The 12,394-nt window shown below is 76.1% G+C and carries 12 protein-coding genes; 4 read left to right on the plus strand and 8 right to left on the minus strand.

The genetic code is table 11. The features are described from left to right. Positions 1–18: 18 nt before the first annotated feature. From Q1K26_RS13710 to Q1K26_RS13725, 4 genes are read right to left on the minus strand one after another with little or no spacing between them, the layout of a single operon-like run. Positions 19–1,023: a 1-acyl-sn-glycerol-3-phosphate acyltransferase gene (locus tag Q1K26_RS13710; RefSeq protein WP_300011624.1), complete on the minus strand. Its 1,005-nt coding sequence runs from the start codon at positions 1,021–1,023 to the stop codon at positions 19–21. Further along, complete coding sequence (locus tag Q1K26_RS13715; protein WP_300011627.1) at positions 1,020–1,883, minus strand: patatin-like phospholipase family protein; 864 nt, start codon at positions 1,881–1,883, stop codon at positions 1,020–1,022. The genes Q1K26_RS13710 and Q1K26_RS13715 overlap by 4 nt, the downstream gene beginning before the upstream one ends. Positions 1,884–1,912: 29 nt before the next feature. Continuing rightward, entirely contained in the window at positions 1,913–2,734 is an 822-nt protein-coding gene (locus Q1K26_RS13720) for an alpha/beta hydrolase (RefSeq protein ID WP_300011630.1), read from the minus strand. Then, positions 2,731–4,071, minus strand: a complete 1,341-nt coding sequence (locus tag Q1K26_RS13725) for a phosphatase PAP2 family protein (protein ID WP_300011633.1) — start codon at positions 4,069–4,071, stop codon at positions 2,731–2,733. The genes Q1K26_RS13720 and Q1K26_RS13725 overlap by 4 nt, the downstream gene beginning before the upstream one ends. A gap of 141 nt (positions 4,072–4,212) precedes the next feature. On the opposite strand from Q1K26_RS13725, the gene Q1K26_RS13730 reads away from it, so the two are divergent. After that, positions 4,213–5,457, plus strand: coding sequence for a phospholipase D-like domain-containing protein (locus tag Q1K26_RS13730; RefSeq protein WP_300011636.1), 1,245 nt, complete (start codon positions 4,213–4,215; stop codon positions 5,455–5,457). Between the two features lie 19 nt (positions 5,458–5,476). Here Q1K26_RS13730 and Q1K26_RS13735 read toward each other — a convergent pair whose 3' ends face one another. After that, the gene (locus tag Q1K26_RS13735; protein ID WP_300011640.1) at positions 5,477–6,013 is read right to left on the minus strand and encodes a hypothetical protein; all 537 of its coding nucleotides are present in this window, start codon (positions 6,011–6,013) and stop codon (positions 5,477–5,479) included. A 105-nt stretch (positions 6,014–6,118) separates the two neighbouring features. Here Q1K26_RS13735 and Q1K26_RS13740 point away from each other — a divergent pair, with 105 nt between their 5' ends. Next, a complete protein-coding gene (locus Q1K26_RS13740; RefSeq protein WP_300011643.1) occupies positions 6,119–6,802 on the plus strand; it encodes a fasciclin domain-containing protein in 684 nt (227 codons plus the stop codon). A 177-nt stretch (positions 6,803–6,979) separates the two neighbouring features. Next, positions 6,980–8,155: a glutamate--cysteine ligase gene (locus Q1K26_RS13745; RefSeq protein ID WP_300011646.1), complete on the plus strand. Its 1,176-nt coding sequence runs from the start codon at positions 6,980–6,982 to the stop codon at positions 8,153–8,155. A gap of 23 nt (positions 8,156–8,178) precedes the next feature. Here the strand turns inward: Q1K26_RS13745 and Q1K26_RS13750 are convergent, their stop codons facing one another. Next, the gene (locus Q1K26_RS13750; protein ID WP_363320480.1) at positions 8,179–8,673 is read right to left on the minus strand and encodes a bifunctional nuclease family protein; all 495 of its coding nucleotides are present in this window, start codon (positions 8,671–8,673) and stop codon (positions 8,179–8,181) included. A gap of 156 nt (positions 8,674–8,829) precedes the next feature. Here Q1K26_RS13750 and Q1K26_RS13755 point away from each other — a divergent pair, with 156 nt between their 5' ends. Then, the gene (locus Q1K26_RS13755) at positions 8,830–9,405 is read left to right on the plus strand and encodes a general stress protein (RefSeq protein WP_300011652.1); all 576 of its coding nucleotides are present in this window, start codon (positions 8,830–8,832) and stop codon (positions 9,403–9,405) included. A gap of 34 nt (positions 9,406–9,439) precedes the next feature. Here Q1K26_RS13755 and Q1K26_RS13760 read toward each other — a convergent pair whose 3' ends face one another. Together Q1K26_RS13760 and Q1K26_RS13765 are read right to left on the minus strand one after the other, a co-directional pair. Next, positions 9,440–10,891 (minus strand): NADH-quinone oxidoreductase subunit N, encoded by a 1,452-nt coding sequence (locus Q1K26_RS13760; RefSeq protein ID WP_300011655.1) that lies wholly within the window; start codon positions 10,889–10,891, stop codon positions 9,440–9,442. After that, the gene (locus Q1K26_RS13765; RefSeq protein WP_300011658.1) at positions 10,888–12,390 is read right to left on the minus strand and encodes an NADH-quinone oxidoreductase subunit M; all 1,503 of its coding nucleotides are present in this window, start codon (positions 12,388–12,390) and stop codon (positions 10,888–10,890) included. Before Q1K26_RS13765 ends, Q1K26_RS13760 begins: the two co-directional genes overlap by 4 nt. Positions 12,391–12,394 lie beyond the last annotated feature (4 nt).

The raw sequence follows: 12,394 nt of genomic DNA on the forward strand, positions 1-12,394 counted from the left end.
GGAAACGCCGGGGTGTGGTCAGCTCGCGGCGCGGATGTCGTCGACCCAGTCGTCGATCCGCTTCCACCAGGTGTAGAGCCACTCCACCTGCGCCTGCTCGCCGCGCGGCACCTCGGCCGCGGGCACCTGCCACCAGCGCATCTGCACCGTCCCGTCCAGCGGCAGCTCCCGCCAGACGTCGGCCAGGGTGAACAGGTGGTCCAGCCCGGCGTGGGCCACCCACACGACGTCGGCCTCGGGGGCGGCGGCGAGCGCGGCGGCCACCCCTCCGGGGCGGGGCGGCAGGACGCGGCGCATCTCCTCGGATCGCCGGGCCATCTCCTCGAGCCCCTTCGCCCGCAGCCGCTCGATGCCGGCCAGGCGGCGGCGCTGGGTGAAGTTGCCACCCTCGGGGAAGATGACGAACGCGTCGTCGTGGTCCAGCGCGGTGGCCAGCTCGCCGATGCGCCGTTCGAGCCCGGCACCGCCACGACCGGGGACGAAGGTGGTGGGCAGCCGGTTGAACAGCACGTCGAGGGCGGGGTCCCACTGCATCGCCTCGGTCAGCACGATCCGCGGCTCCCGGGCGTACCAGTTGGTCAGTGCGTGGATGAGCAGGAACGAGTCGCCGGGCCCGGCGTGGCGGCAGAACACCAGCAGCGGCCGGTCGAGGTAGTCGTCGGGTGAGGGGCCCTCGACCTCCACGCGCAGCCGCAGCGCCCGGGCGGCCTCGCGGTAGAGCACCCGCAGGTACCAGGCGGCGAGCTGGTAGTGCAGGTACTGCATGCGCGGGGTGCGCAGGGCCGCGCCGAACCCGGCGGCGAGCCACAGCCCGAACAGGGCGACGAGCAGCACGCACTCCAGGACCATCGCGACCACGCCCACCCACAGGACGCGCAGCGCGCGCCACCGGCCCGGCAGCAACGGCGACGACGCGGCGGCCAGAAGCAGCCACACCGGCAGGGTGGTCAGCACGAGCACCGTCAGCAGGATCATCGCGGGGGCGAGGACCGTCCGGCGGACCCACACCGGGGGCAGGCTCACCGCGCCTCCCCGACACCGGCGTGGGCCCGCAGGTAGGCCGCCGACGCCCGGTACGCGGCGGCGATCCGGTCACCGGCGGAGCCGACGTCGCGGTAGCGCAGTGCGGCGCGGCTGTCCCAGCGCGGCGCGCCCGCTCCCCCGGTCGGCAGCACGTGCACCTCGACCCCCTCCGGCACGGCGGCCAGATCGCGGGCGTACCGGTGGCGCCGCGCGATCTCGAACGCCACCATCGCCACCTCCCATGGCCGCCGCGGCGGCCGCAACGGCGACGCGATGCGCCCGACCTGCAACACGAACACCCGGGTCGCCCCCAGCTCGACGGCGCGCCCCAGCGGGATGCTGTCGACCAGACCCCCGTCGAGGTAGTGCCGGCCCTCGACGACCGCCGGCGGCAACAGCCCGGGCACCGCTGCCGAGGCCAGCACCGCGTCGACGACCGGGCCGCGCTCGAACCAGTGCTCGGACGCGTCCTCGATGCCCGCCGCGCAGCAGGCGAAGCGCACCGGGAGGTCCTCGATGCGCCGCTCCCCCAGCACCTCGGTCACCGCCCGGCGCAGGGGGCCCGACGAGTGCGCGGCGACCCCGCTGCGGGCCAGCTCGCGCAGCCGCCCGAACGTCCCGGCCGCGAACAGCGCACGCGCCTCGGGCGAGCGCCACAGCGAGTCGAGCCGGTCGGCGACGTCCCCGGGCGGCAGCGCCGCGAGCACCGCGCCGTTGAGCGCCCCGACCGAGGTGCCCAACACCAGGTCGGGCCGCACCCGCGCCTCGATCAGCGCGCGCAGCATCCCGACCTGCACCGCTCCCAGGACACCCCCGCCGCCCAGCACGAACGCGGTACCGCGGGTGCCGCCCTCGTTCATCTGTCCTCCGGATCGGCTGCGGGCGGACGCTACCCGGCCCTCGACGAACCCGCCCCGGGTGGTGGGTGCTGCTCGCCGAGGTCGCCGTGCGGGCCGTGGCGGCCGGCATCCCGCGCACGGACGAGGTCGGCCAGCGCCCGCGGTGCGGCGAAGGGCAGTGCGTGCGAGGAGTCCAGCTCCACGAACTCGCCGCGGGGGATGTGCGCGGCCACCCGCCGCGCGAACGGTGGGGGCACGAGGTGGTCCCGGGTGCCCCGCACGACCAGCGCCGGGACCGCGAGGCCCGCCGCCCGCTCCAGGACCGGGACCGCGAGCAGGGAGCGCAGGTCCTCGCCTGCCCTCCGGACGGAGGCGCGCACGACGTCGCGGACCACCAGGGCCAGGTATCGGGGCGGTTCGTGCCGCATCGCGCGGGCGAAGCGGGCGACGAGCGGCACGGGTCCACGGGCCCGCGGCGCGAGGACCGGGCTGGTGAGGACGAGCCGTTCGACGAGGTCGGGGGCCTGCAGCGCCAGCTCGATCGCGAGGATGCAGCCGAACGAGTTGGCCACCACGGTCGCCCGCCCGGTCGTGCGCTCCATGAGCCGCTGCAGGGTCCCGACGAGCCCGTCGAGCGACAGCGGGTCCTCGGCACGCGGGGTCCGCCCGGTGCCGGGCAGGTCGGGCGCCACGACGAGGCGGTCCGCGGCCAGCTCGACCCCCAGCGGCTCCAGGTAGCGCGACGAGGACCCCAGCCCGGGCACCAGCAGAACCGGTCCCGAGCACGCCCCGTCGGGCCGGGCGGTCCGGACGTGCAGCCGCAGCGCACCGACCTCGACCGTGGTGCTCGTGAGCCGGGCGCGCCGGCTCACCCGGGGCCCCCGCGGACGGGGGGCCCGAGACGCAGGCAGGCCAGCAGCCACGGCACCGCGAACAGCAGGCTCGCGAGGACGTCGCTGGGATGATGCATGCCGAAGTAGATCCGACCGCTCCCCACCGCCACCGCGAGCACCGCCGCCGCCGCCGCCGCGAGCGACCACCGCAGCCGCGGCGCGAGCACGCGCGCCGCCAGCAGGGCCGCGAGGCCGTAGAGGCAGACCGCGGCGGACACGTGACCGGACGGGAAGCTCGATGTGGGCGGCACGAGCAGGCCCAGGTTCCCGACATCGGGGCGCGACCGGTCGACGACCCCGGCGCTGACCAGGAACAATGCCAGCTCCCCACCGAGCACCAGCACCACCAGGGACACCGGCCGCGTGCTGCGGGTGGCCACCGCCACCAGTGCGGCGAGCGTGAGCGCCCCGGCCACGACCGTGGGGGTGTCGCCCAACGCGCCGAAGACCTCGGCGACCGGGGTCAGGGTCGGGGCCCGGATCGCCACGAACCACCCGGTGACGGCGGCGTCGGCCCGTTGCACCGCGGCCGACCCGGTCACCAGCGCGCCCGCGCTGAGCAGAGCGCCCAGCAGGAGCAGCCAGATCGCGGCGAGGGCGCCCGCCCGCACCCACGGCCGCGGCGCCGCAGGTGCCCGGCCCGCCCCGACCGGCCGGTACGGGCCGTCGCGCGCCAGGCGGGCGCGGTGGCCGAAGGCGGTCGTGGTGACGCCCAGCCACGCCACGCCGAGCACCATCCCGAGCACGAGCGGGGCCGGCGCGACGCCCACGGCGAAGCGCGCGAGCCCGACGAGCGCGACGAGCGCGACCACCGCCACCGCGGCACCGCGCCGCCAGCGCGGCGGCACCGCGGGGGTGAGGACGACCAGCAGCAGCCCGTAGGCCACCACCGCGGACAGCGTGTGCCCACCGGGCCCGGCGGGCGCCTGGGACGTGAGTGCCGCGGCAGCGGCCCCGGTACCGGCGCCGAGCACGCCGGCCCCGGCCGCGGTCACGGCGACGTACCCGGCCAGGCGGCGTCGGCCGTCAAGCAGCAGCGCCGAACCCAGCAGCACGAGCACCACCGCCGCGGCCACCGGGCTGCCCAGCCCGGCCGCCTCCCGGACGACGTCGATCAGCCCGGGTATGCGCGACACCGCCTCCTGGACCCCGCTCGCCGCTCGCTGCCCCGCCGCGGCCGGGCCGGCGAGCAGCGTTCCCGCGCCCACCCCCGCGACCAGCAGCACGAGCAGCCCCGCCGCGCTGTAGGCGGAGCCCGCCGCGGCCCGGCGGGGCTCCGTCCCCGCGAGGCCACCGGGTCGGCCCGTTCCGATCATCTGCACCTCCGGCTCGTCGGTGTACGCGTGCGACGCGCCGGGCAGAGCCAGGACGTGACGGATCTGCCAACCGGTGCGGAGTCGCGTTTCCCGGGTACCCGGGAAACGGACGCGCTACCGACGTCGAGGACAGGAGCACACGTGGAGGAACCCGGGCCCGGAGCGACGCGCCGCGCGGTGGAGACGCTGCTCGGCGCGCCGTTCGAGGAGGGGAACGCGGTGCAGGTGCTGCACGACGGGGACGCCGTGTTCGGCGCCCTGCTCGGGGAGGTACGGGCCGCCGCCCGGTCGGTCGACCTGCTGTGGTTCGTGTGGGAGCCCGGGCCGGTCACCGACGAGGTGGTCGGCGCCCTGGCCGACGCCGGGCGCCGTGGGGTGCGGGTGCGGGTGCTGCTCGACTCCTTCGGCGCCCTGCCCGTCGAGCGGTCGCGGGTCCGGGCGCTGCGGTCGGCGGGGTGCACGGTGGCCTTCTACAAGCCGCTGCTCACCCGGCGGCTGACCACGATCAACCGGCGCCTCCACCGGCGCGTCCTCGTGTGCGACGAGCAGGTCGGGCTCACCGGTGGGACGGGTATCGCCCAGGGGTGGACCGGCCACGCGCAGGACCCCGACCACTACCGCGACACCGCGGTCGTGGTGCGCGGTCCGGCGGTGACGGGGTTGCGCACGGCGTTCGCTCAAGCCTGGCAGCAGACGCCCTACCCGCTCGTCACCCCGGCCGACCTGTTCCCGCCGGTGCGGCGGCCGGGGGACACGGCGGCGGCGGTGCTGCGCGCCTCCTCGCAGGCGGGGTGGAACGAGGCGGCGCTGGCCGTCCGGGCCCTGCTGCTCGTCGCCCGCCACCGGGTGCGGGTCACCTCGCCCTACGTCCGGCTCGCCGGGCGGCTGCACCGGTTGCTCGCCGAGACCGTGGCCCGCGGGGTGCAGGTGCAGGTGCTGGTCACCGGGGACCACTCGGACCGGCCCGTGATCCAGTGGCAGAGCGAGCCCCACCTGGGCCGGCTGCTCGACGCCGGGGTGGAGGTGTGGACCTACCGGCCGACGATGATGCACGGCAAGGTCGTCACCGTCGACGGCAGGCTGGCCATGGTCGGCACCACCAACCTCGACCAGCGCTCGATGACGCTCAACGAGCAGGTCGGCCTCGTCGTCGACGACGCCCGTGTCACCGGCGAGCTCGACGACCGGTTCGACGCCGACCTGGACCGCAGCGACCGGCTCGACCCCGGCGAATGGCGCGGCCGGGCCCGGTGGCGGCGCCTGCGTGCGACCCTGGCCGACCGGGCGGGTACCCCGTTCCGCGGCGCGGGCGGCGAGGGGCTCACCCGGCCCGGTTCCGCACGAGCGGCGCGCCGCGCGGCGGAGGCCGCGCGACCCGATCGATGACCGCGTTCCGGTGGCCGCGCTACCGGCGCGCGGCCCGCCGGGCGCGTCGCCCGAGCAGCATGCTCGACGCGGCGAACAGGATCAGCAGCACACCGACGATGACGTCGTTGCGCTCCGCGGGCGCGGGCCGGTCCACCACCAGCGGCAGGACGACCAGCCAGGCGCCCAGACCCACGTTGACGATCCCCACGGCGACCGCCCGCGCGGGCGCGAGCATCCGCACCACGGCCACGATCGCCACCGCGACGCCGACCGCCGTGCCGATCCACGTGCCCGCCGGATCGACCTGGTCGATGGCGTAGGGGGCGACGACCAGCCAGACCCCGGCGAGGAAGGACAGCGCGCTGAGCGCCTCCGCACCCAGGCCCGGGTCGTCCGCGGCCGACCCCGCTGCGCGGTCATCGGGCACTGGCACCGGTGTCCCGGGGACGTGGGGCCCGGTCTTGCTCGGATCGACCGGACCGAGGTGCGAGCCCGCGCCGCCCGCCGGGTACGCGAAGGGCACCTGCGGGTGGGTCTGCTCGGGGAGACCGTCGTCGCGCTGGATGGGGTCCATTCCCGTGGGGTACCCGCTACGGGGGTCACGCACCGCGATCCGACGCGATGGCGTCGCCGGGTGGGGACGACGCATGCGGCTGCGGCAGCCGGGTAGTCCGCGTGCATGGTTGCCGCCGACACCGCTCATCGACCCGACCTCGCCCACGGCCTCCGCTGCCGGGTCCGCCCGCCGCGACGTCGCGGCCGGGCGGCCCGCGGCCTCTGGGCCCTGCTGGGCGGGGCGGCACTCGCGCTGGCGGGCTGCGGCATCGCCGACGAGCCACGGCTCCCCGACGTCGGCGTCGGTCCCGGCACCTACGGTGCGGCCTGCCCGCGCCTGCCGGTGGACGGGACCGGGTTCCCCGGGACCGCCGCGGACCTGATCGCCCTGGCCGCCGTCGGCGGCGACCCGCTGCTCTCGACGACCGCCCGCGCGCTCGACGCGACCGGGCTGGCCGCGGCGCTGGACGACCCGTCGGCGCGCTACACCGTGTTCGCACCGGCCGACGACGCCTTCGAGGCGCTGCCGGCCGGCACGGTGTCGCGGTGGCTCGCCGAACCGCGGGAGGAGCTGCTCGCGGTGATGGCCCATCACGTCGTCGTCCCGCGCCTCGACGCCGACGCCCTCGCCGCCGGGCCCGCGGGCCTGGAGACCCTCGACGACCAGCCGCTCGTGGTCACCGGCACTCCCGATCGCCTGGTCGTCGACGAGGAGCAGAACGCCGGGGTGCTCTGCGGCAACATCACGACCACGAACGCGACGGTGTTCGTGGTCGACCGCGTCCTGCTACCCGATGAGGTGCGGTAGCGGGTGCTCGTGTCGAGCACGTCACTTCGGGACGGCCGCGGGGACGGGGCCGACCTGCGCGGCGGGCGGTAGCGCCGTCCCGGCGGTGCGCCCGCCGCGTGATCGTCTCCGGGCACCGCCACGGGAGCACTGTGGCACAGCCGATTGGCTGCCGCGAGCGGCGGGAACCACCGTGGCATGGAACCCGTACCGAGCGTCGACGGCGGACCCGAACGCGTGGTCGCCGCAGGGAGTCGTCACCTCCGGCAAGGCTCCGCCCCCGCGCTCCGCACGCTGGGCGTCGAGGAGGAGTTCCTGCTGGTCGCGCCGGCAGACGGGCGCGCCGTGGCGGTCGGCGGCGCCGTGCTGCGGGCCGCGGAGAGCCGCGCGGAGCCCGGCGTGGACCAGATCACCGGCGAGCTGCAGCGCGAGCAGGTGGAGACCGGCACCCGCCCGTGCCGCGACCTCGACGAGCTCGGTCGCGAGGTGCGGCGGTCCCGGCTCGCCGTGCGGCGCGCTGCCGGGGCCGTCGGGGCCGAGCCGGCGCCGCTGGGCACCTCGCCGCTGCCCGTCGACCCGAACGTGTCCGCCGGGGCGCGGTACCGGGCGATGATCGACACGTTCGGCCTCGTCGGGCACGAGCAGCTCACGTGCGGCTGCCACGTCCACGTGGGCGTGGCGTCGGCGCAGGAGGGTGTCGCGGTGCTCGACCGGATCCGCCCGTGGCTGGCCCCGTTGCTCGCGCTCTCCGCGAACTCGCCGTTCTGGCAGGGCGCAGACTCGGGCTACGCGAGCTACCGCAGCCAGGTGATGGGTCGCTGGCCGTCGGCGGGTCCTGCGGAGCGGTTCGGGTCCGCCGCCGGGTACCGGGACATGGTGCGGACCGTGCTCGGGACCGACACGGTGCTCGACGAGGGCATGCTCTACTTCGACGCCCGGCTCTCGCGCACCCACCCGACGGTCGAGGTGCGGGTCGCCGACATCTGCCGTGACGGCGACGACGCGGTCCTCGTCGCGGCGCTGGTCCGCGGGCTCGTCGAGACCGCGGCGCGCGAGTGGCGCGAGGGGCGGGAGCCGGACCCGGTCCGCACCGAGGTCCTGCGGCTCGCGGCGTGGCGAGCCGGCCGATCGGGCCTCGGTGACCTGCTCGTCGACCCGTCCACCTGGCGCCCCGCGCCGCCGCATGTCGTGGTGGGCCGGCTGCTCGACCACGTGACGCCTGCGCTGGAGGACAGCGGCGACCTGGCCACCGTCCGCGAGCTGGCCGGGGTCGCCCTGCGGCGGGGTACCGGCGCCGACCGCCAGCGCGCGGTGCGGGACCGCGGCGGCGACCTGGGCGCCGTGGTGCGCGACGCGACCCGGGCCCTGCCCTGAGGCCCGCCCGGGCCGCGCCCGGCTCAGGATCTCCCGAACTCGTCGGGATCCACCTCGTCGATGAAGCGGCGGAAGCGCCGGAACTCCTCGTCGAGTCCGGCCTGCTGCTCGGCTCCGGCGACGACCCCGGCTCCGGGGACCGCGGCCTCGTCGAGCACCTCGTCGGCCACCAGGATCGGCACTCCGACGTGCAGCGCGAGCCCGACGGCGTCGCTCGGACGGGCGGAGACGGTCGTGTCGGCGTCGAACACGAGCTCCGCCCGGAACACGCTGTCGCGCAGCTCGGTGATCCGCACCGACACGAGTCGCCGCTCGAACGCGCCGATCAGCGTCGCCAGCAGGTGCAGCGTGCCCGGCCGGGGCCCCCGGATCCCCTGCTGCTCGGCCGCGATGCACGTCGCCTCGGCGACCCCGATCCAGATCGGGAGCACCCGCTCGTCGCCCTCGACCCCGAGCACCATCATCGGTCCGGCACTGCCCGCCTCCTGGCCGACCGCCAGCACCTGAGCTTCCCGCATCATCGACTCGCACCTCCGGCACCCGGATACCCGGGTCGACGGCGGTTCACCCGCCGGCATCCGGGCCGGGAACGGCACCCTGCGAACGGCTGTTACCACCCGGCGTCGCCGGGTAGTCCCGGGACGGACAGCGATCCCGATGGTGCAGGAGACGACATGAACCAGCCCGACCCGACCGTCTACCCCGGCGAGACCCGCCCCGGCCCGGCGACCCGTCCCGGCACCGGGTCGGGCAACGGTGCGGCACGGCCGGCCGACGCGTTCGCGCCCTCCACGACGCCCGAGCGTCGTGTGCTGGCCGATCTGCCCTCCTACGCCGAGGCCCAGCGCCTCGTCGACCACCTGTCCGACTCGGGCTTCCCCGTGGAGCACGTGCGCATCGTCGGCGACGGGGTGCGCACCGTGGAGCAGGTGACGGGACGGCTGACGAAGGGTCGCGCCGCGCTGGCCGGCGCCGCGAGCGGAGTGTGGTTCGGGCTGCTGTTCGGCCTGCTGTTCACCCTGTTCGTCGTGGCCGGCCTCGCGGGTGTGCTGGTCGTACTGGGGCTCAGCGCGCTGCTGGGCGCGGCCTGGGGCGCCCTGTTCGGCTTCCTCGCCCACGCCGCGACGCGTGGACGGCGGGACTTCTCCAGCATCAGCGGCCTGGAGGCCGAGCGCTACCGCGTGGAGGTGGACTCCGGGTTCGCCGACGAGGCGGCCCGGGTCGCGCGCGACCTCGACGGGAACGGCTGATCCCGCGCGCCGGGGCCCGGAGCCTGCGGGCGACTCAGGGTGCCGCGACCGGCGGGCCGGCGAGCACGGTCAGCACCACCCCGCCGAGGACGCCGAGGGCCACCACCACGGTTGCGCACGCGTAGGCGGCGCCCGCCGGCCAGCTCGCCCCAGGACGTCCGGCCGCAGACGCCTCGCCCACCGGCTCCCCGGCGGCGGGGCGGCGCATCGTGGGGGCGATCCAGCGCAGGTAGTAGAAGAGGCTGGCGACGGTGTTCACCACCGCGAGCACGGCCAGCCAGGCGAACCCGCCGTCCACCGCCGCGGTGAACACGGTGAGCTTGCCGACGAACACCGCCGTCGGTGGGGTGCCGACCAGCCCGAGCAGGCAGACCACGAGCGCGGCCACCAGCCGCGGTGCCCGGTGGACCGCGCCGCGGAAGTCGTCGAGGGTGCGGGCCCACGGCAGCGCCGCGACCACGGCGAACGCCCCGAGGTTCGCGACGGCGTAGGCGGCGAGGTAGAACAGCAGGGCCGGTTGCGCCAGGTCCGCGCGGCCCGCCACCGCCACGGCCATCAGCAGGTAGCCGACCTGGCTGATCGTCGAGTACCCGAGCAGGCGCTGCACCGAGCTCTGGAGGAACGCGGCCAGGTTGCCCAGCGTCATCGACGCGGCGGCGAGCACCGCGACCAGCAGCGGCCAGGCCACGACCTCGGGCGGGACGGCGACCACGAGCAGCCGGTACAGCGCGACCAGCCCGCCGACCTTCGGGATGGTCGTGACGACCGCGGCGACCGCCGCCGGGGTGCCGTCGGCGACGTCGGGCACCCAGAAGTGGCCCGGCACCGCCCCGATCTTGAACGCGAGCCCGGCGAGCAGCGCCACCAGCCCGACCCCGACGGCCGCGGGCGGCGCGGCGGCCAGTCCGTCGCGCAGCGGGCCGTAGCCGGTGGCGGCGCCGACGCCGGAGAGGATCGTGACGCCCGCGAGCATCGCGACGCCGAGGAACGCGCCGGTGAGGTAGTACTTGAGCGCCGCCTCGGCGCCGAGGGGCCGGGCGTCCCACCCGGCGAGGGCGTAGAGCGGGATGCTCGCGAGCAGGAAGGCCGCGAACAGCAGCAGCAGGTCGTTCGCGCCGCCGAGCAGCATCGCGCCGAGTGCGCCGAGCTGCAGCAGCACGACGAACTCGGTCTCCCTGCGGTGCCCCGTGGTGGCGGGGACGGACAGGGCGAGGGCGAGCAGCACCGATCCGAGCACGACCACCCGCGTCGCGTGGGTGGGTGTGTCGACGGCGAACCCGGTCCCGAACACGAGCTGGTCGGGCTGCCGCGCCGCGACCGCCGCCGCGACCAGCCCGCCGAGTGCCACCGTCGCGGCCAGCAGCCGCACGAGGTACTGGCGCCGCCGCGGCAGCCACGCCCCGAGCAGCAGCCCCACGACGGCGCCGCCGAGCAGCAGCAGCTCGGGCAGCAGCGCGCCGGGGTCGTGGGCCATCGCGCCGCTCATCGGCCCACGAGCTCCACCAGCGTCGCCGACGCGGGCTCGACGACGTCGAGCAGCACCCGGGGCAGCAGCCCGATCAGGGTGGCCAGGGCCAGCAGGGGGACGATCGAGAGGGTCTCGCGCGGCCGCAGGTCGAGGAAGCCGTCCCCGGCGGCCTGCGGGATGCGCGGCGGCCCGAGGAACAGCTGCTGCAGCGCGCGCAGGAACAGCGCGGCGGTGAGCACGATGCCGGTGACCGCGATGACGGTCGCGACCGGCGCGGCGGCCAGCGCGCCGGTGAAGATCTGGAACTCGGCGATGAAGCCGGAGAAGCCGGGCAGCCCGAGCGAGGCGAACGCGGCGACGGCGAAGACCCCGGCGAAGGCCGGGGCCGTCGCGGCGAGACCGGAGTAGGCGCCCATCCGGTAGGTGTGGCCGCGCTCGTGCAGCACCCCGGCGAGCAGGAACAGCGCACCGGTGATCAGCCCGTGGCTGACCATCTGGGTGAGCGCGCCGGTCGTGGCGAGCCGGCGGGCCTGCTCGTCGGTGCCGGCCAGCACCCCGGCGGCACCGACGCCGAGCAGCACGTAGCCCATGTGGTTGACCGAGGTGTAGGCGATCATCCGCTTGAGGTCGGTCTGGGCCAGCGCGACCAGCGCGCCGTAGACCACCGAGACGACGCCGACCACGATCGCGACCACGGCGTACTGCCGCCACGTGTCGGGCAGGATCGGCATCGCGATCCGCACGAAACCGTAGGTGCCCATCTTCAGCAGCACCCCGGCCAGGATCGCCGACCCCGCCGCGGGGGCCTCGGTGTGCGCCGGGGGCAGCCAGGTGTGGAACGGCACGGTCGGGGTCTTCACCGCGAGCCCGACGCCGATCGCGAGCAGCGTCAGCGCGGCGTAGGTACCACCGCCGGCCAGCGGGTCGGCGGCGGTCAGCTCGACGATGTCGAAGGTGCGGGGCTCGGCGGCGAGGGAGAGCAGGATGAAGCCGAGCAGCAGCGCGAGTGACCCCAGGAACGTGTAGAGGAAGAACTTCAGCGCCGCGGCGCGCGCCCGCTCGCCGTGCCCCCACCCGGCGATGAGGAAGTACATGAACACGATCGACAGGTCGAAGAACAGGAAGAACAGGATCAGGTCCAGCGCGGCGAACAGGCCGAGGCAGACCGTCTGCAGCGCCAGGAACAGCACCGCGTACGCCTTGGGCGCGCGTTGCTCGCGCAGCGAGTACACCGCCGCGGCCAGGAACAGCACCGCGGTGAGCGCCACCAGCGGCAGCGACAGGCCGTCGACGCCGACGTGGTAGGAGATCCCCGCGCCGGGGATCCACGGCACCCGCTGCTCGAACTGGAACCCCCCGCCGGGCACGAAGCCGATCCACGCGGCGAGCACCAGGGCCAGGTCCAGCGCGGCGACGGCGACGAAGGACCCGGCGAACACGCGCCGCGGCACGGACGCCGGGACCAGCGAGAGCACCGCGGCGGCCAGGGCGGGCAGGAAGACGATCAGTGAGAGCACGGGG

This window comes from Pseudonocardia sp. (genome assembly GCF_029263155.1).
Classification (GTDB): domain Bacteria; phylum Actinomycetota; class Actinomycetes; order Mycobacteriales; family Pseudonocardiaceae; genus Pseudonocardia.